Genomic DNA, 18399 nt, shown 5'->3' on the forward strand with positions numbered 1-18399 from the left:
AATCAATTTAAACCATAAAATTATGTCAACAACAAAATGGATAATAGATCCAACTCATTCAGAAATTGGTTTTAAAGTGAAACACATGATGTTCACTAATATTTCAGGTAAGTTCACGAAATTTGATGCGTCAATTGAATCAGATACTATTGATTTTGAAAATGCTAAAATTGAATTTACAGGAGCAATTGATTCTATTTCTACTGGTAATGCCGATAGAGATAAGCACTTAATAAGTCCTGACTTTTTTGATTCAGCACAGTTTCCTGAAATTAAATTTACTGCAACATCATTTACAAAAATAAATGATGGTAAATACGATTTAATAGGTGATTTAAGCATGCATGGAGTAACTCAATCTATAAAAATGCCTACAGAATTTAGTGGATTAATGACGGATCCTTGGGGAAATACTAAGTGAGCTTTTTCATTAGAAGGAAAAATTAATAGAAAAGATTGGGGATTAAACTGGAATTCAGCACTTGAAACTGGAGGAGTTTTGGTTGGAGAAGAAGTGCGTTTGATAATTGAATTACAATTTGTCAAACAATAATGAACCATACAAAAATAGTAAAATTGAAGCCATAACAATAACCTAATAGTCGTATTAGAGTTTTTTATAAAATTTAAAACTCCCCAAATAATAACTCATTATTTGGGGAGTTTTTATATGTGACGTTCCCTTATTAATCTTATTTGTTCTTTTTTGCTTTAATCATCATTTCTAATTGATCCCAAAGTTCTTCAGGAATGGCCTCTAAAAGATTGAATTGTCCAGCACCTTTTAGCCATTCTCCACCATCGATAACGACAACTTCTCCGTTTATGTAAGCTGAAAAGTCAGACACTAAATAGGCTGCTAAGTTGGCTAATTCTTGATGATCACCCACTCGTTTCACTGGTACTTTTTTAGCCATATCAAATTTCTCGGCTAGATCTCCCGGTAATAATCTATCCCAAGCGCCTTTGGTTGGAAATGGTCCTGGTGCAATTGCATTTGTACGAATGCCATATTTAGCCCACTCTACAGCAAGGCTTCGTGTCATGGCTAAAACTCCAGCTTTTGCAGTAGCGCTAGGAACTACGTATGCTGAACCAGTCCAAGCGTAGGTAGTTACTATGTTCAAAACTGTTGATGATTTTTGTTTAGTGTCAATCCAATGTTTTCCAAAAGCAAGTGTACAGTTTTTTGTGCCTTTCAAAACAATATCAATTACGGTATCAAATGCATTAGCAGATAACCGCTCAGTTGGAGAGATAAAATTTCCGGCGGCATTGTTAAGTAAAACATCAACTTTTCCAAAGGTTTTCAAAACTTCCTGAAGCATATTTTCTACCTCTGTATAATGACGAACATCACATTGAATGGGAAGACAAGTTCCTCCAGTTTCTGATTCTAATTCTATTGCAGTATTTTTAAGTTTTTCTAAATCTCTCGAAGTTATGGCAACTTGCGCACCTAATTCTAAAAAATATTTAGTCATTGCTTTTCCTAAACCGCTTCCGCCGCCTGTTACTACAATTACTTTTCCTTTTAGCGCATCGTCTCGTAACATCTTATCTGTATAACTCATAATATTTATTTTTATTCGTAAATATAGGGAATAAAAATACTATGCACGCATAATAAAATTAAATTTCAATGAGGTGAAATTTTATAATTTTTGCAAATTCGTTTATGAACGAAGATTAATTAGAGATTATTTATGCCATTACTCTAATGAAAAATAGATTATTGAGCTGATGTGAGTTGTCTTTTGACCAAGAAACTAATAGCTTAAAAATAAATTACTTAATTATTAAAGTCAAGTTCCTATAAAAAAACTCATCATTGCAAAAGTTACATTTTGTGAATGATGAAAATGGTGGGACGTTTGTGTAGATCAATAGTTTCTTTTTTCCAAGAAGCAATTTTTTTTGTTTTAATGTACTCTGTAGGTAAGGTAATATCAGTAGCAATACAAAGATGAGTTTCTGGATGGAGCGTTTGAAGTAAATCTTCTAATAATTTATTATTTCGATACGGAGTTTCGATAAAAATTTGTGATTGATTTTTTTCGAATGATACTCTTTCTAATGTTTTAAAACTGGCTTTTTTTTCGTCTTTTTCTATGGGAAGGTAACCATGAAAAGTGAAACTTTGACCATTCATTCCAGATGCCATCATTGCCAAAAGTATTGACGAAGGTCCCACTAACGGAATAACTTGAATTCCTCGATCGTGTGCTAGTTTAACAATAACAGCACCAGGATCAGCAACTCCAGGACAGCCTGCTTCACTCATTAAACCCATATTGATCCCCGCTAACAACGGTTTTATGAAGTCTAAATGTTCTTTAATTTCAGTATGTTTGTTTAATACAAAAAGTTTTAATTCTGACTGTTTTTTCTCAGGATTAACTTCTTTTATCGATTTTCTAGCAGTTTTATCATTTTCAACAATATAATAATCAATAAAATCAATACTACGTTTAACGGTTTGTGGTAAAACATCCATAGGATTGCAATCTCCCATTGTTGTTGGGATTAAATAAAGTTTTCCTAAAACAGTATTTGATTTCATATGGATTATTTATGGTGGTAGTTATTTTTGATCGTTAGATTTCACTGACGGTAAATAAATCGAGATAATTTAACTTAAAAAATTTACTAAATTATAAAGTCGAAGACTAGGAATACTTTTTTATAAGTTTTGTTGATATCACATCGCAAACTTCATCTAGCATATTATAAACAATTTCAAATCCATTAGTTAAACCAAAATAAGGATCAGGTACATCCACTTTTTCGTTTGGAAATAATTCATCCAAAATTAATTTGACCTTATCTTTGTGGTCTTGTGTTTGTGCTAGCTCTAAAACATTATTATAATTAGAGCTATCCATTACATAAATATAATCGTAAGCATCAAAATCAGTTGTATTGAATTGACGACCTTTTTGATTGGAAATATTTATATTATTGTTTTTTGCAACAGCTATCGAGCGGTCGTCAGGCGAATGGCCAATATGCCAATCTCCCGTTCCTGCTGAATCAACTTTAAATTTTTCTGCTGGAAGTTTTGAGGCTAATATTCCCTCTGCCAATGGAGAACGGCAAATATTTCCTAAACAAACCATTAAAATTTTTATGGACATGATGCGCTTATAACGTTAGTTTTTTATGGATGTCTTCAACAAATTTTTTAAATTGTTTGTCTGTTGCAACTAGATTATCAACAGTTTTACAAGCATGTAAGACGGTGGCATGATCTCGGTCTCCTATTTGAGAACCAATATTTGCTAATGAAGCTTTAGTGAATTTCTTTGCAAAAAACATAGCTAGTTGCCTCGCTTGTACAACGTGTCTTTTTCTTGTTTTTGATTGCAAAGTTTCTAGATCTAATTGAAAATAATCAGATACAATTTTCTGAATGTAGTCAATAGAAATTTCTCTTTTTACATTTTTAACGAATTTTTCAACAACGCTTTTTGCAAGTTCTAGAGTAACTTCTTTCTTATTAAATGAAGATTGAGCTATTAAAGAGATGATCGCACCCTCAAGTTCTCTGACATTTGATTTAATATTACGTGCAACATATTCCACGATTTCTTCCGGAATTTGTACACCATCTCTGTAAAGTATATTCTTCAAGATAGAAATACGTGTTTCGTAATCAGGCTGATGAATTTCAGCTGATAATCCCCATTTAAAACGAGATAATAAACGTTGTTCAATATCTTGCATGTCAACAGGAGCTTTATCAGAAGTCAAAATGACTTGTTTCCCGTTTTGATGTAAATAATTAAAAATATGAAAGAACACATCTTGAGTTCCTGATTTGCCAGATAGGAATTGAACATCATCGATAATTAAAACATCGATTAATTGATAGAAGTGAATGAAATCATTTCTATTATTTTTTTTAACAGAATCTATATATTGTTGAGTAAATATTTCAGCAGAAATATACAAAACCGTTTTTTCAGGATATTTATCCTTTATCTCCACACCTATAGCATGAGCTAAATGTGTTTTTCCAAGACCAACTCCACCAAAAATTAATAAAGGATTAAAAGAAGTTCCTCCTGGTTTATTGGCAACAGCCATTCCAGCAGATCTTGCTAATCTATTTGAATCTCCTTCTAAGAAATTGTCGAAACTGTAATTCGCATTTAATTGAGATTCTATTTTTAAATTACGGATACCAGGTATTACAAATGGATTTTTAAGTTCTGGATTTAAGTTTTTAAAAGGAGCATCAACTTCTTGCGGCTTCATAGAAACTCTATTAGCACTTGGCAATTGCTCTGTAAAAGGTTGTTTGTTGCCGTAAGTGTTTTCCATTCTGATTTTATAAAGTAACTTTGCATTTTTACCAAGTTCTTTAGTAAGCGCTACCTTTAACAATTTCACGTAATGTTCTTCTAACCATTCATAAAAAAATTTACTTGGAACTTGAATGTACAATGCATTATCGGTAAGTTCAACTGACTTGATTGGTTCAAACCAAGTTTTGTAGGCTTGATCTTGGATGTTGTCTTTTATAAAAGACAAACAGTTTTCCCATACTGATTGAGCAGTTTTGTTCATAGATTCTATTAAATTGTTTTTAATTGGTAATTTTTATCTTACTAAAAAAAAGAGGTTTTATTATTAATTATCGGGGTAACAAATATGTGAACAATTTTCTGTAAAAAAAAATATATAGGGTAATAATTTCCCGAATTATTGTTGTAAGGACGCTTAAAAAGTTTTAAAATTTTATATAAAAATAATGAAAGATCATCAAGTAGAAGTGAGAGTACGGTATTCAGAAACGGACCAAATGGGTGTAGTTTATCATGGAAATTACATCCCATATTTTGAGATAGGAAGGGTCGAATGGCTTAGAAACAAAGGGATTTCATATAAAAGCATGGAGCAAAGTGGTATTGCGCTTCCTATCGTTTCCATGAGCATCAATTATAAAAAACCAGCTCGTTATGATGAGTTACTAACGATTCACACCATCTTTAAAAGCCAGTCGTCTGTCAAGATAGAATTTGATTGTGCAATTTATAATGAAACTAATGAGTTATTAACAACTGCCCAATTTATTTTAGTTTTTGTGTCGTTAATATCTGGCAAACCAGTAAGTCCGCCAGATTATATTTTAGAATTGTTTAAGGCAATGGAATAAAGGGCAACACCATGATGCTTTTTAACGAAAATTATAGCCGTTGAACTATTATTCCAAAAATTGAATTAAAAATGTCGTACACATTTTCGGCATTTTTTTTTCGTATTTTTATCTCTATTTTGCCCATTGGAATTTCTGAAATTTCATTTATTTCCATCTCTTGACTTATAATTTCGAGTTTTTTTTCTTTAATGACTCGCATTACTTTGTTCATGTTTTGGTAGTCGAAAGAAATTATAAAATGAATATTAACAGTTTTTTCGATGATCTCACAATTATCTAGAGCTAATTGTGCCGTTTTTTTGTAAGCGGTAATTAGGCCACCCACTCCAAGTTTAACTCCGCCAAAAATTCTTACTACAACAATTAGGATATTTGTTAAAGTGAATGACTGAATTTGACCATAAATAGGCATTCCTGCGCTATTACTTGGTTCTCCATCGTCATTTACACGGTAGGATATAGATTCAGCCCCTATTTGGTAAGCATAGCAAAAATGTCCAGCATGAGGGTGTTGTTTTCGCAAGACGTCTATTATAGGCTTGACTTCGTCTTCTGATAAGATAGGAAACGCGTATCCAAAGAATTTACTATTTTTTTCTTTAAACAGTACTACATCTGATGAATTTGCTATTGTATTGTAAGTGTCTTTTAATTCCAAAAAACTTTTTTCTAATTAATTTTCTTGTTTAATAACTCAATAACATCTTCCCCGCCAACTTGCAAATTCCAAATTTGAAATCCTAATTCGGCGGCTGCATCTGTATTTTCCTTTTTATCATCTACAAATAAAGTACGTTTTGGATCGAGATCATGGTTGTTTATCAAATGTCTAAATATGTCTAAATCTGGTTTTCTAAGTCCAATTTCAAAGGAGAAATATACTTTTTCGAAGCATTGATAAAAATCACTGTAAAACGAGATTCCACTTTTCTTTTCGAAACTTTCAATATGAATTGCATCTGTATTAGACAATAAAAATAAGCGGTATTTTTTTGAAAGTAATTGAAGAAATTCCAGTCGATACAAAGGAAAATCTAAAAGTATTGCTTTCCAAGCTGCTGAAATTTCCTCTAAATTAGAATTTGGAATATGTTTTTGAATGCCTAAAATAAAATTTTCAGGGGTAATTTTACCAGTTTCAAAATCCATATTTAAATCATTTAAGTCCTTATTCCAATTTGTTAAACCTAAATTTTTAAAGGCAGTAACGGTTGCGTTTTTATCTAAATTGATAAAAATATCTCCAAAATCAAATATTATTGTATTTATCATGGTTTCTTGAAATTAGGAGTTCGTCGTTTTCTATGTTTAACTTCACATTTTGATTCTTCGTGAAGTTTGGTGCTTTAGTACCAGAATCAAATTGAACTTTTCCAATAAAAAGCCGTGCTTCATCCCAGAGATTATTGTCGATAAAAGTTTGCAGTGTTTGTTTACCACCTTCAATAATTACAGACTGAATTTGATGCCTATACAAAGTACTAACGATTTGATTGGCAACATTTTTTTTAAAGTCGATACTTTCAAAGATAGTATTTTCTTTTTCGAAAATATCTTTATTTTTTGAAAAGACAATCGTTTTAAATTGATTATCAAGAATATGACTGTTTTCAGGAATTCGATTATTTTGGTCTAAAACTAATCGAATTGGATTATTTCCTGTCCAATCTCGTACATCTAGTTTTGGGTTATCATCAACAACAGTTTGCGTTCCTACCAGAATTGATTGTTCTTCGCTTCGCCATTTATGAACAAGTTGTCTAGAATATTGATTAGTTATCCAAATTGGTTTTCTTTCTATTTTTTCACTTGGCGCAACAAAACCATCTTGACTTTCGGCCCATTTTAAAATAATGAATGGTCGTTGTTTAGTTTGAAAAGTAAAAAATCGTTTATTTAGTTCTAAGCATTCTTTTTCACAAACGCCAACAGTGACGTTTATACCGGCTTTGATTAATCTTTTAATTCCGTCTCCTGCTACTTTTACATTTGGATCTACGGTTCCAATAATGACATTTGGAATTTTATTTTCAATGATGAAATTGCAACAAGGGGGTGTTTTTCCAAAATGACTACAGGGCTCTAAACTAACATAAATGGTCGCTTTTGCTAAAAGGGATTTGTCCTTCACTGAGTTTATAGCGTTAACTTCAGCGTGCGGTTCGCCTGCTTTTTTATGCCAACCTTCCCCAATGATTTTTCCATCGTAGACTATCACACTACCAACCATAGGATTTGGGTAAGTTGTGCCAAGACCATTTTTAGCTAATTGAATGCATCTTTTTATATATTGCTCTTGTATTTTCACATCGTAAAAGTACTAAATTTTGAGTTTATGAGAATCTTTACTAACTTTTGATAAATACAAAAAACAATTTCTATTTTTGCCTTCGAATTAGAATTTTTAGACCATGGAAAACTATACTATTAGAAAAATTAAAAAAGAAGACAACCAGCAAGTTGCACAATTGATACGCGCTGTTTTTGAAGAATTGGAGATTCCAAAAGTTGGAACAGCTTATGAAGATCCATATTTAGATTACATGTTTGAGGAATACAATAAATCTAGATCGGTTTATTTTGTTGTTGAAAATAATGATAAAATAGTTGGTTGTGCGGGAATTGCTCAGTTAGAAAATGAAGAGGAAACGATTTGTGAATTGCAAAAAATGTATTTTCTTCCTGAAACTCGTAAAAAAGGAATTGGAGCAGAGATGATGGAGCTTTGTTTACAAAGCGCAAAGAATTTCGGATTTGAAAAGTGTTATTTAGAAACCATGCCGTTTATGATTGATGCGCAAAAACTATATTCAAGATCTGGATTTGAACCTATCAGCGCTCCAATGGGAAGCACAGGACACGTGAGTTGCCCTGTTTGGATGCTGAAGGATTTAGCTCTTTAATTATGAAAATTAAAGACTATCGAGTGCAGTTTATTAATGCCCTCACATCAAAATATGACGCGGGAGAAGCGGAAAGTTTTTTCTATTTAATTCTTGAAGAAAAATACCAATTGAGGCGGATTGATTTGGCCCTAAAGCCTGATTTGACTTTTGCAGAAAATGATATTTTAAATTGGAATTTAATTTTAGAGCAATTGAAATTAGAAATTCCGGTACAATATCTACTTGGGAAAACTAGTTTTTATGGGTTGGATTTTGAAGTTAATTCTAACGTTTTAATTCCTAGACCAGAGACGGAGGAATTAGTCGACTGGATTGTTCAAAGTGCACGGACTATAGGAAAAGATAAAACATTGAAAATTTTAGATATTGGAACTGGAAGCGGGTGTATTGCAATTGCTTTGGCAAAAAATATTAAAAATGCAAAACTATTTGCTATTGATATATCCGATAAAGCTTTGGCTACAGCCAAAATAAATGCAAAAGTTAATAAAGTAGAAGTTACTTTCCTACATGAAAATATCCTCGAAACAACACATTTAAACCAAAAGTTTGACATTATAGTTTCAAATCCTCCTTATGTTCGAAACCTTGAAAAGCAGGAGATCAAGAAAAATGTTTTAGATAATGAACCACATTTGGCACTTTTTGTAGATGACAATGATGCTTTGATTTTTTATAAAAAAATAGCGCGATTAGCCAAAACCAACTTATCCGAAAGCGGACAATTATTTTTTGAAATCAATCAGTATTTAGGTCCAGAAATGATTGAATTACTTGAAAAAATGGCTTTTCGTAATGTCGAATTGCGCAAAGATATTTATGGCAATGATAGAATGATTGTAGGTTCTATGTAAGATTTATGAGGAACTAAAAAAGGTGTTAAATTAGATTACAGAGTGCTAAGTATAAGATTTAAAATTTTTTTAAACACTTTTAGAAAATTTAATTAGTATTAATTTTTTAAATATTTATTAGGATTGACAGGATGCCTAGGACAAAAAATTTATAACAAGTTGTTGTTTTTTGTTTAAAATTATCAAACTCTCGAAAATACAATGCGTATTTAAATTAGTTGATTAGGTGCTCAAGTTTCTGCGCTTCACAAAGAGTAAAATCGTCTACCGATTTTATTAAAAACGGACAATTTCTAAAGTAGGAAGTACAAGGGGATAACTTTTTTCAGATAATTTTATAATTGAACATCTGAAACAAGAAATTAAATTGCTTAAAAAAAATAATGATGAAATTTAAGCCATCGGATTTAATTCAATTTAAACAGCAAAAATTAATAAATCCAACCTTGAACAACAATTTATTACTTTATATTTCAAATTTACTGCTCAATACTTCATACTTCATATCTTCCTAATTACTCATATCGTAAAGCCTCAATAGGGTCTAAAACTGCCGCTTTTATCGCAGGATATAATCCTGAAGCGATGGCAACAATAAAACTAGTTATAAATGCGGCCATGATTGCGCCCCACGGAATTACAAATGCAAAATCTAATGCAGTAGCGATTCCAAAACCAATTAATATTCCAAAAATAATTCCTACTAATCCACCCAGTTGACCAATGAGTAGGGTTTCTATAAAAAATTGAATTGCAATTGTAGTTTTTTTAGCTCCTAAAGCTTTTCTCACTCCAATTTCTCTAGTGCGCTCCGTTACGGAAACAATCATGATGTTCATCAAAGCAATAGATGATCCCAGGACCGTAATCACACCTATAAGCCATGACGCTAATCCAAGATATTGCGTAATTCCTAAAATTCTATTTATCAAATCGTCACTTCGAACCACACCAAAGTTATTGTCCTTTATCGGACTCAATTTACGCACTCTTCTCATTGTGCTATTAGCATTATCAAGTGCTTGCTCAAGTAATTCCTTTTTACCCACCATTACACTCACAGTATAATTTATATTTGGTGCTGTGAATAATGATCTTGCAACTTGAATAGGAATTAAAACTCTTAAATCTTGATTGTTACCAAATGTTGAACCTTTCTCTTTTAAAACACCAATCACTCGAAATCGCGCTCCGCGTATAGAAATTATTTTATCAATTGGGTTCACATCTTTTAAGAGTCCTTTCTCAAAATCAGAGCCTACAACGCATACATAAGCATTATTATCAATATCAAATTGCGTAAAATTCCGACCAGCACTCGTTTCTAAACCTGAATTAGTCATAAAAAATTCATCAACGCCAAGAACTGTATTTTCAGGATCAGTTTTAGTCGCCTCAAATTTAACTTCTGCGCCAGATGTAGCAGTAAAGGATAAAGAAGTTTCGGTGAAAGGATAACTGTATTTGTTTTTAAACGAAACCGCCTCCGGGTAAGATATGATAGGATTTATAATCTCCCGCTCTGAACCCCCACGATTTCTAGTGGTATTCTCGTACTGTTTGATATTGAATGTATTGGCTCCCATCGAGGCAAAATCAGTTGAAATTGTGTTTTCTAATGCTGATACAACAGTAAGAATACTTACTAGAGCGGTAATTCCTATAGCAATAATCATCACCGTAAGAACCGTGCGTAGCAATTGAGTCCTAATAGAACCAAATGCAATGCGTATATTTTCTTTAAATAGTTTTAACATCATGTAAGTTTGACACGAAAATACAATTTTTGTTACAAGTTTCTTTATCTAAAAAGGAATTAATTGCAATCGCTTTTATTTGGAGCTTTTTCTTGCTTTTCGTTTCAATTCAGCAGGAAAATAATTTGTTTTCAATTCCTTGAAAGGAGCTTCCGCTGGTTGCTCTTTCAAGAAAGAAAACAATATTATTTTCTTACTGCTGCATTTTCACTGCAATCAAGGCTAGGTTTTGTGATAAAGTTTGCGCACTTTGTAAAGAGAATAAATTTTAAAATATGATATTTGCAAAATATTTAGATTTTTATAAATCACAACAATCTAGATTGACTATCGCTTATTTCAAAACATAACAAAATGGCATCTAAACCAAGTATTCCTAAAGGAACTAGAGATTTTTCACCTTCTGAGGTGGCTAAACGTCAATATATAATCCAGATTATTAAAAGTAATTTTGAAAAATTTGGTTTCCAACCCATAGAAACTCCTTCATTTGAAAATTCTGACACTTTAATGGGAAAGTACGGAGAAGAAGGGGATCGCCTTATTTTTAAAATATTGAATTCAGGAGACTATTTGGCGAAAGCCGATGCGACTCACTTGGAAAGTAAAGACAGTACTAAATTAACTTCGAGTATTTCAGAGAAAGCATTGCGTTATGATTTAACTGTACCGTTTGCAAGATATGTGGTGCAACATCAAAACGAGATTGAGTTTCCTTTTAAGAGATATCAAATTCAACCGGTATGGCGAGCAGATCGTCCGCAGAAAGGGCGTTTTAGAGAGTTTTTTCAATGTGATGCCGATGTTGTTGGATCAAAATCTCTTTGGCAAGAAGTAGAATTAGTTCAATTGTATGATACCGTTTTTACTGATTTGGGTTTAAGTGGAGTGATAATTAAAATCAATAACAGAAAAATTTTATCCGGTATTGCTGAGGTAATTGGCGCTTCTGATAAACTAATTGATTTTACAGTTGCTTTAGATAAGCTTGATAAAATAGGTGAAGACGGAGTTAAAAAGGAAATGATTGAAAAAGGAATCTCCTTAGAAGCGATTGTCAAAGTACAGCCATTATTCAATTTTACAGGAACTATTTCTGAAAAAATCGATAAGCTTTCTGATCTATTATCTACTTCAGCTGATGGTATGAAGGGAGTAGAGGAATTGCGTTTCATTTGTGACAATGTACTAAAGCTTGGTTTAGAGAGTGCGGTTTTAGATCTTGATGTAACCTTAGCTAGAGGGCTAAATTATTATACAGGAGCTATTTTTGAAGTGGCTCCGCCAAAATCAGTAGCAATGGGATCCATTGGTGGTGGTGGTCGTTATGATGATTTGACTGGTATTTTTGGATTGAAAAATATGAGTGGTGTAGGAATCTCTTTTGGTTTAGACCGAATCTATTTGGTGGTTGAAGAGCTAAATTTATTTCCAGAAACGGTAACAGCAACAACAAAAGCATTGTTTATAAATTATGGCGATAAGGAAGCTTTTTATGCTTTGCAAGCAATTCAAAAATTACGAGCCGCAGGAATAAAAGTAGAATTATATCCAGAGAATGCTAAGGTTGTAAAGCAATTTCAACATGCTGATAAAAGAGGAATTCCATTTGCAGTGATTATTGGAGAGCAGGAAATGGAATCGAATGTATATTCATTAAAAAATTTAAAAACGGGTGAACAAATTTCTGTAGATTTTGAGAAACTGAAAAGTTCTTTATAATAACACAGAAATTAAATGGCACAAAAAAAGCTTCGTTTGATTTAACGAAGCTTTTTTAATATAATACAATGGTGAATTAATAATTGTGTAAAATAAACACTTGGAAGGAAGTAAATGTAAATGTTGTTAACCTTCATTCACAAATTTAAAACTTTAACGCAATGTCAATCTTAAAATAATCCTAAAGTTTTAAAATTTATTAAGATAAATTATTGCTTTCGATTAGTTCTTCAAAAGATGACAATATGACATTTTATATTAATTGGCAGTAATTTTGCAATCTAGAGAAAAGAATTGAAATGAAGTTTAAAAATATATTTAAAAATACGAGTAATATGACTACTGAAAATACAGAAATCGATCAAGAATTAGATGACACGACATTAGAAAATAATGCCAATGAAGAGCAAATTATTGTTGAGGAATTAAGTGTAGAAGAGCAATTGGTACAAGACTTAGCAAAAGAAAAGGATAAATATTTACGATTATTTGCTGAGTTTGAAAATTATAAAAGAAGGACTGTAAAAGAACGTATTGAACTTTTTAAAACAGCAAATCAAGAAGTAGTTTTAGCGATGTTACCAGTACTTGATGATTTTGATAGAGCCATTACTGAAATTACTAAAACGGATGACGGGCCTTTATTAAAAGGGGTTGAATTGATTAACGAAAAATTAAAAAGCACCTTGTTTGCAAAAGGACTAGAAGTAGTTGACGTGAATGCTGGAGATGCTTTTAATGCTGATTTTGCCGAAGCAATAACTCAAATTCCTGCACCAACGGATAAGTTGAAAGGTAAAATTGTTGATGTTCTTGAAAAAGGATATAAATTAGGAGATAAGATCATCCGGTTTCCAAAAGTGGTTATCGGACAGTAAAACGTATTATTAAACAGGTTTTAATGTCCTGTTTATTATTGCTATAAAATATAAAAATGAAAAAAGATTTTTACGAAATATTAGGCATTTCAAAAGGTGCTGATGCTGCTGAAATTAAAAAAGCATACAGAAAAAGTGCTTTACAGCACCATCCTGACAAAAATCCTGGAGACAAATCGGCAGAGGATAAATTCAAATTAGCCGCTGAGGCTTATGAGGTTTTAAGCGACCCACAGAAAAAAGCGAAGTACGATCAATACGGTCATCAAGCTTTTGATGGTTCAGGCGGTTTTGGTGGCGGTGGTCAAGGCGGAATGAACATGGATGACATTTTTAGCCAATTCGGTGATATTTTTGGAGGCGGTTTTGGAGGGTTTGGCGGCGGAGGCGGAGGCGGAGTTCGTCGCGCTAAAGGAAGTAATCTTCGTATTAAAGTAAAATTGACATTAGAGGAAATTGCTAATGGTGTCGAGAAAAAAGTGAAAGTAAAACGTAAGGTGCAAGCGCCTGGAGTAACTTATAAAACTTGTTCCACCTGTAATGGACAAGGGCAGGTAATGCGTGTAACTAATACTATATTAGGACGTATGCAATCTGCTTCGACATGTCCTACTTGTAGTGGATCAGGTCAAATTTTAGATAAAAAACCAACTAACGCCGACTCCCAAGGAATGATTCTGGAAGATGAGACGGTTTCTATTAAAATTCCTGCTGGAGTTGTTGATGGAATGCAATTGAAAGTATCTAACAAAGGTAATGATGCACCAGGAAATAGTATTCCAGGTGATTTAATTGTAGCAATTGAGGAATTGGAGCATGAGTCGTTGAAACGTGAAGGTGAAAATTTACACTATGATTTATACATTAGTTTTGCTGAAGCTGTTCTTGGAATTTCTAAAGATATTGAAGCGGTTAATGGAAAGGTTAGAATTAAATTAGAAGAAGGAATTCAGTCTGGTAAAATATTACGATTAAAAGGTAAAGGAATACCTAACATCAATGGTTATGGGAACGGAGATTTATTAGTTCATGTGAATGTTTGGACTCCAAAAACACTAAATAAAGAACAAAAACAGTTCTTTGAGAATGCATTAACAGATGATAATTTTATTCCAAATCCAGAGAAATCAGATAAATCTTTTTTCGAAAAGGTAAAAGACATGTTTTCATAAATTCCATTGTAATTTTTACAACAGATATATAAATTAAAACCCATCCAAAATTTTATTAGGATGGGTTTTTTGTGTAATAATAGGTAGTATTTCTATACTAATTATTTACTTTTACAACAATTAAAAATAAAGTATGAGTACTATACTGGAGGTCAATAAAGTAGTAAAACGATACGGAGAGTACGTGGCGCTAAACGAAGTTACATTATCAGTTCCCAAAGGAAGTATTTACGGTCTTTTAGGCCCAAATGGAGCCGGAAAAACATCTCTTATCAGAATCATAAACCAAATTACCTTACCGGACAGTGGCCACATTATCTTAGATGGTGAAAAATTACAACCTAAGCATGTACAATATATAGGATATTTACCAGAAGAAAGAGGTTTATACAACACTATGAAAGTGGGTGAGCAATGTTTATACTTAGCGCAAATGAAAGGGCTTTCTAAAGCGGAAGCTAAAAAACAACTCGAATACTGGTTTGAAAGATTAGAAATCAAGGGTTGGTGGAACAAAAAAATTCAAGAACTATCTAAAGGAATGGCTCAAAAAATTCAATTTGTAGTTTGCGTTTTACATAAACCGAAATTACTAATTTTTGACGAACCCTTTTCTGGTTTTGACCCCGTAAACGCGAATATTATTAAAGATGAAATTTTAAAGCTTAGGGAAGATGGAGCCACAATAATTTTTTCAACACACCGAATGGAAAGTGTTGAAGAATTATGTGATCACATTGCTCTAATTCATAAATCTAATAAATTGATTGAAGGAAAGCTGAATGATGTAAAGAGACAATTTAAAACAAATACGTATGAAGTGGGTATTTTATCAAACAACGTAGAAGGTTTGATGTATGATATTACTCAAAAATTTACAGTAGGCCCAGCTAATTTTAAGTCGTTAAATGATTCTTTAAAATTAGAAATTCAATTAGGAACTGCAACTTCTAACGAGCTTTTGAACCTCCTAACACAACGCGGACAAGTAAATCATTTTGTAGAAAAAATACCAACTGTGAACGATATTTTTATTCGAACAGTAAGTGATAAATAAATCTCAATTTGTAAAATTCTAAGGCATAAATCCTATCGAATTTAAAAGTCGATAATCTAAACATTGTTTTTTTTATTTAATATCAAAAATCGTTAATCCGAAATCAAAAATCTAAATGAGTATAATTTCATTAATTATAAAGAGAGAGTTTATAACCAAGGTTCGTAATAAATCTTTCATTGTTATGACTTTTTTGAGTCCGTTGTTATTCGTTGCTCTTGCAGCATTCGTTGGTTATTTGAGCTCAATGAAAGCAGATACAAAACGAATTGCAATTCATGATGAATCAGGTTTATTTGCAAAGGAGTTCACGAATAAAAACAATAAAAAAGCAGCGTATAAATATCTTGATTTATCAGCAATCGACTTAAAAATTCTTAAAGATAGTATCACTAATGAAAATTATGAAGGACTTTTAATTATTCCGAAACTAGATAATCCCAAAGATTTTGAAAATAGCATTCAATTTATTTCAAATGACAGTCCAAGTCTCCCTTTTATAGAAAGAGCCCAAGCTGTAATTGCAAATAAATTGACTAAAACTAATTTAGTTAATGCAAATTTAGATACTCTTGCTATAAATAAAGCGAAAGCTAAAATTAATATAAGCCTTGCAAAAGCTTCAGGTGAGGAAACTGTGAAGGGTTTGAACGAAATCAAGATTGGAATTGGCGGCGCATTTGGCTATTTAATTATGATGTTTATTATAATTTATGGTAACATGGTAATGCGCAGTGTGATTGAGGAAAAAACGAGTAGAATAGTTGAAATAATTATTTCTTCGGTTAAACCTTTTCAGCTTATGATTGGAAAAATTGTTGGAACAGCTTTAGCAGGATTGTTACAATTTTTTATATGGGCAGTAATTGGATTATCGCTAATGTTTGCAGCGTCCGTATTTTTTGGTGTCAATGTAGGACCAACTGCTAAAATTTCGCCTGAATTGATGCAAGCCGCTCAGCAAGAAATGGCTGGAACCGTGCAGATGTACATTAAAGAGTTATGGAATTTACCCATAACAAGTATATTAATCGGATTTGTGATTTATTTCATTGGTGGTTATTTTCTCTATAGTTCGTTTTATGCTGCTATCGGTGCAGCTGTCGATAATCAAACCGATTCGCAACAATTCCTGTTGCCCATTATTATGCCTTTAATTTTAAGTGTGTATGTTGGATTTTTTACTGTAATCAATGATCCTCATGGTACGGTCGCGGTTGTTTTTTCAATGATACCGCTAACATCTCCTATCGTAATGCTTATGCGAATTCCGTTTGGCGTACCTTTGTGGCAAATTGCAATATCAGTTACACTTTTATTTGGAACTTTCTTTTCAGTAGTTTGGTTCGCTGCAAAAATATACCGAATAGGAATATTAATGTATGGTAAGAAACCAACATGGGGTGAATTGTACAAATGGTTAAAATATTAAAAACAGCAAAGACACAGTAGCTCTGCAATTTTATATAATTAGGAGCTATTTCCCGCTTTTCGTTGCAATCTTTTTATTCGCTGTGGCGAAAAAAAAGGATTTCCACTTCAATCGGGGCTAGGGCATAGTTCTAGCGAGACAAAATAAGTTTGCATAAATTTAAAAAACGGCGATTCTTTGCGACTTCGTTTTCATAAAAAAATTATAAAAATGCCAAAAATATTAATCATCGAAGATGAAGCTGCAATCCGCAGAGTGCTCACTAAAATACTTTCTGAAGAAAACGATAGCTATCAAGTAGAAGATGCAGAAGATGGCGTGCAAGGTTTAGAGAAAATAAAAAATAACGATTATGATCTTGTTTTGTGCGACATAAAAATGCCTAAAATGGATGGCGTTGAGGTTCTGGAAGCTGTCAAAAAAATTAAACCAGAAATTCCGATGGTGATGATTTCTGGACATGGCGATATGGAAACAGCTATCAATACAATGCGATTAGGTGCATTTGATTATATCTCAAAACCACCTGATTTAAACCGTTTATTGAATACCGTTCGTAATGCTTTAGACAAAAAACAGCTGGTAGTTGAAAATAAAATCCTGAAGAAAAAAGTTAGTAAAAACTACGAAATGGTCGGAGAAAGCGAGGCAATCAATCATATTAAAATTATGATTGATAAAGTGGCAGCAACCGATGCTAGGGTTTTAATCACAGGTCCTAATGGAACCGGAAAAGAATTAGTAGCGCATCAATTACATGAAAAAAGTGCGAGAGCTAATTTTCCGTTAATTGAAGTAAATTGTGCTGCAATACCGTCAGAACTAATAGAAAGCGAATTGTTTGGTCATGTAAAAGGTGCTTTTACGTCTGCAATAAAAGACCGCGCTGGAAAGTTTGAAGCGGCAGATAAAGGAACTATTTTTCTTGATGAAATAGGCGACATGAGTCTTTCGGCACAAGCCAAGGTATTGCGTGCGTTACAAGAAAGTATGATCACGAGAGTAGGCGCTGATAAAGATATAAAAGTAGATGTGCGCGTTGTGGCGGCCACTAACAAAGATTTGAAAGTAGAAATTGCTGAAGGTCGTTTCCGCGAGGATTTGTATCATAGACTGGCCGTTATATTGATAAAAGTTCCTGCTCTGAATGAAAGACGAGATGATATTCCAATGTTGATTAGTCATTTTGCAGAAAAAATTGCCTCTGAACAAGGAAACATAGTAAAGAAGTTTTCGGCAGCAGCCATCAACCTTTTAAAAGAATACGATTGGACCGGAAATATCCGCGAATTGCGAAATGTTGTAGAACGATTGATTATCCTTGGTGGAATTGAAATCTCTGAAAACGATGTAAAACTATTTGCTAGTAAATAGATTTTATTTCCTTTACCATATCTATGAAAAAATTTAAACTACATGGACTCTGTATAGTAATGCTGCTCCTATTAGTTTTAGGA

At 32.6% G+C, this 18399-nt stretch carries 17 protein-coding genes and 1 pseudogene; 10 read left to right on the forward strand and 8 right to left on the reverse strand.

Annotation, left to right across the window (positions count from 1 at the left end):
* The first annotated feature begins 22 nt into the window (after window positions 1-22).
* A pseudogene (locus BUA99_RS13225) lies at window positions 23-553 on the forward strand (YceI family protein).
* A gap of 139 nt (window positions 554-692) precedes the next feature.
* Here the strand turns inward: BUA99_RS13225 and BUA99_RS13230 are convergent.
* From BUA99_RS13230 to dnaA, 4 genes are all read right to left on the reverse strand, one after another.
* A complete protein-coding gene (locus BUA99_RS13230; protein WP_072993258.1) occupies window positions 693-1574 on the reverse strand; it encodes an SDR family oxidoreductase in 882 nt (293 codons plus the stop codon).
* A gap of 266 nt (window positions 1575-1840) precedes the next feature.
* Window positions 1841-2563 carry an SAM-dependent methyltransferase gene (locus BUA99_RS13235; protein WP_072993261.1) on the reverse strand — a complete coding sequence of 241 codons (723 nt, stop codon included), beginning with the start codon at window positions 2561-2563 and terminating at the stop codon, window positions 1841-1843.
* 106 nt (window positions 2564-2669) lie between these two features.
* Window positions 2670-3137 (reverse strand): low molecular weight protein-tyrosine-phosphatase, encoded by a 468-nt coding sequence (locus BUA99_RS13240; protein ID WP_072993264.1) that lies wholly within the window; start codon window positions 3135-3137, stop codon window positions 2670-2672.
* Between the two features lie 7 nt (window positions 3138-3144).
* Complete coding sequence (gene dnaA, locus BUA99_RS13245; protein WP_072993268.1) at window positions 3145-4572, reverse strand: chromosomal replication initiator protein DnaA; 1428 nt, start codon at window positions 4570-4572, stop codon at window positions 3145-3147.
* Between the two features lie 184 nt (window positions 4573-4756).
* On the opposite strand from dnaA, the gene BUA99_RS13250 reads away from it, so the two are divergent.
* Entirely contained in the window at window positions 4757-5161 is a 405-nt protein-coding gene (locus BUA99_RS13250; RefSeq protein WP_072993271.1) for an acyl-CoA thioesterase, read from the forward strand.
* Window positions 5162-5192: 31 nt separating this feature from the next.
* On the opposite strand, the gene BUA99_RS13255 is transcribed toward BUA99_RS13250, so the two are convergent.
* The 3 genes from BUA99_RS13255 to ribD are packed head-to-tail and all read right to left on the reverse strand — an operon-like array spanning window position 5193 to window position 7472.
* On the reverse strand, window positions 5193-5822 hold the full coding sequence (locus BUA99_RS13255; protein ID WP_072993274.1) for an IMPACT family protein: 630 nt from the start codon (window positions 5820-5822) through the stop codon (window positions 5193-5195).
* A gap of 11 nt (window positions 5823-5833) precedes the next feature.
* Complete coding sequence (locus BUA99_RS13260; RefSeq protein WP_072993276.1) at window positions 5834-6436, reverse strand: HAD family hydrolase; 603 nt, start codon at window positions 6434-6436, stop codon at window positions 5834-5836.
* Entirely contained in the window at window positions 6414-7472 is a 1059-nt protein-coding gene (gene ribD / locus BUA99_RS13265; protein ID WP_072993279.1) for a bifunctional diaminohydroxyphosphoribosylaminopyrimidine deaminase/5-amino-6-(5-phosphoribosylamino)uracil reductase RibD, read from the reverse strand. Before ribD ends, BUA99_RS13260 begins: the two co-directional genes overlap by 23 nt.
* Before the next feature lie 103 nt (window positions 7473-7575).
* On the opposite strand from ribD, the gene BUA99_RS13270 reads away from it, so the two are divergent.
* Both BUA99_RS13270 and prmC read left to right on the forward strand, forming a co-directional pair.
* Window positions 7576-8067, forward strand: coding sequence for a GNAT family N-acetyltransferase (locus BUA99_RS13270; RefSeq protein WP_072993282.1), 492 nt, complete (start codon window positions 7576-7578; stop codon window positions 8065-8067).
* Between the two features lie 2 nt (window positions 8068-8069).
* Window positions 8070-8924 (forward strand): peptide chain release factor N(5)-glutamine methyltransferase, encoded by an 855-nt coding sequence (gene prmC / locus BUA99_RS13275; protein WP_072993285.1) that lies wholly within the window; start codon window positions 8070-8072, stop codon window positions 8922-8924.
* Window positions 8925-9439: 515 nt separating this feature from the next.
* Here prmC and BUA99_RS13280 read toward each other — a convergent pair.
* Window positions 9440-10684: an ABC transporter permease gene (locus BUA99_RS13280; RefSeq protein ID WP_072993288.1), complete on the reverse strand. Its 1245-nt coding sequence runs from the start codon at window positions 10682-10684 to the stop codon at window positions 9440-9442.
* 351 nt (window positions 10685-11035) lie between these two features.
* On the opposite strand from BUA99_RS13280, the gene hisS reads away from it, so the two are divergent.
* The 6 genes from hisS to BUA99_RS13310 all read left to right on the forward strand — a co-directional run bounded on the left by hisS (window position 11036) and on the right by BUA99_RS13310 (window position 18316).
* Window positions 11036-12403, forward strand: coding sequence for a histidine--tRNA ligase (hisS, locus tag BUA99_RS13285; protein ID WP_072993291.1), 1368 nt, complete (start codon window positions 11036-11038; stop codon window positions 12401-12403).
* A 299-nt stretch (window positions 12404-12702) separates the two neighbouring features.
* Complete coding sequence (locus tag BUA99_RS13290) at window positions 12703-13281, forward strand: nucleotide exchange factor GrpE (protein WP_072993294.1); 579 nt, start codon at window positions 12703-12705, stop codon at window positions 13279-13281.
* 56 nt (window positions 13282-13337) lie between these two features.
* A complete protein-coding gene (dnaJ, locus tag BUA99_RS13295) occupies window positions 13338-14453 on the forward strand; it encodes a molecular chaperone DnaJ (protein ID WP_072993297.1) in 1116 nt (371 codons plus the stop codon).
* 133 nt (window positions 14454-14586) lie between these two features.
* A complete protein-coding gene (locus BUA99_RS13300; RefSeq protein WP_072993300.1) occupies window positions 14587-15510 on the forward strand; it encodes an ABC transporter ATP-binding protein in 924 nt (307 codons plus the stop codon).
* 115 nt (window positions 15511-15625) lie between these two features.
* The gene (locus BUA99_RS13305) at window positions 15626-16942 is read left to right on the forward strand and encodes an ABC transporter permease (RefSeq protein WP_072993302.1); all 1317 of its coding nucleotides are present in this window, start codon (window positions 15626-15628) and stop codon (window positions 16940-16942) included.
* A gap of 210 nt (window positions 16943-17152) precedes the next feature.
* Window positions 17153-18316, forward strand: a complete 1164-nt coding sequence (locus BUA99_RS13310) for a sigma-54-dependent transcriptional regulator (RefSeq protein ID WP_072993304.1) — start codon at window positions 17153-17155, stop codon at window positions 18314-18316.
* Window positions 18317-18399: the final 83 nt, after the last annotated feature.

The organism is Flavobacterium segetis (assembly GCF_900129575.1).
Lineage (GTDB): Bacteria > Bacteroidota > Bacteroidia > Flavobacteriales > Flavobacteriaceae > Flavobacterium > Flavobacterium segetis.

What these genes read in the sequence shown, in the direction of transcription:
- BUA99_RS13230 (WP_072993258.1), bottom strand. Translation starts at nt 1,574, where the DNA reads ATGAGTTATACAGATAAGATGTTACGAGACGATGCGCTAAAAGGAAAA.
- BUA99_RS13235 (WP_072993261.1), bottom strand. Translation starts at nt 2,563, where the DNA reads ATGAAATCAAATACTGTTTTAGGAAAACTTTATTTAATCCCAACAACA.
- BUA99_RS13240 (WP_072993264.1), bottom strand. Translation starts at nt 3,137, where the DNA reads ATGTCCATAAAAATTTTAATGGTTTGTTTAGGAAATATTTGCCGTTCT.
- dnaA (WP_072993268.1), bottom strand. Translation starts at nt 4,572, where the DNA reads ATGAACAAAACTGCTCAATCAGTATGGGAAAACTGTTTGTCTTTTATA.
- BUA99_RS13250 (WP_072993271.1), top strand. Translation starts at nt 4,757, where the DNA reads ATGAAAGATCATCAAGTAGAAGTGAGAGTACGGTATTCAGAAACGGAC.
- BUA99_RS13260 (WP_072993276.1), bottom strand. Translation starts at nt 6,436, where the DNA reads ATGATAAATACAATAATATTTGATTTTGGAGATATTTTTATCAATTTA.
- BUA99_RS13270 (WP_072993282.1), top strand. Translation starts at nt 7,576, where the DNA reads ATGGAAAACTATACTATTAGAAAAATTAAAAAAGAAGACAACCAGCAA.
- prmC (WP_072993285.1), top strand. Translation starts at nt 8,070, where the DNA reads ATGAAAATTAAAGACTATCGAGTGCAGTTTATTAATGCCCTCACATCA.
- BUA99_RS13280 (WP_072993288.1), bottom strand. Translation starts at nt 10,684, where the DNA reads ATGATGTTAAAACTATTTAAAGAAAATATACGCATTGCATTTGGTTCT.
- hisS (WP_072993291.1), top strand. Translation starts at nt 11,036, where the DNA reads ATGGCATCTAAACCAAGTATTCCTAAAGGAACTAGAGATTTTTCACCT.
- BUA99_RS13290 (WP_072993294.1), top strand. Translation starts at nt 12,703, where the DNA reads ATGAAGTTTAAAAATATATTTAAAAATACGAGTAATATGACTACTGAA.
- dnaJ (WP_072993297.1), top strand. Translation starts at nt 13,338, where the DNA reads ATGAAAAAAGATTTTTACGAAATATTAGGCATTTCAAAAGGTGCTGAT.
- BUA99_RS13300 (WP_072993300.1), top strand. Translation starts at nt 14,587, where the DNA reads ATGAGTACTATACTGGAGGTCAATAAAGTAGTAAAACGATACGGAGAG.
- BUA99_RS13305 (WP_072993302.1), top strand. Translation starts at nt 15,626, where the DNA reads ATGAGTATAATTTCATTAATTATAAAGAGAGAGTTTATAACCAAGGTT.
- BUA99_RS13310 (WP_072993304.1), top strand. Translation starts at nt 17,153, where the DNA reads ATGCCAAAAATATTAATCATCGAAGATGAAGCTGCAATCCGCAGAGTG.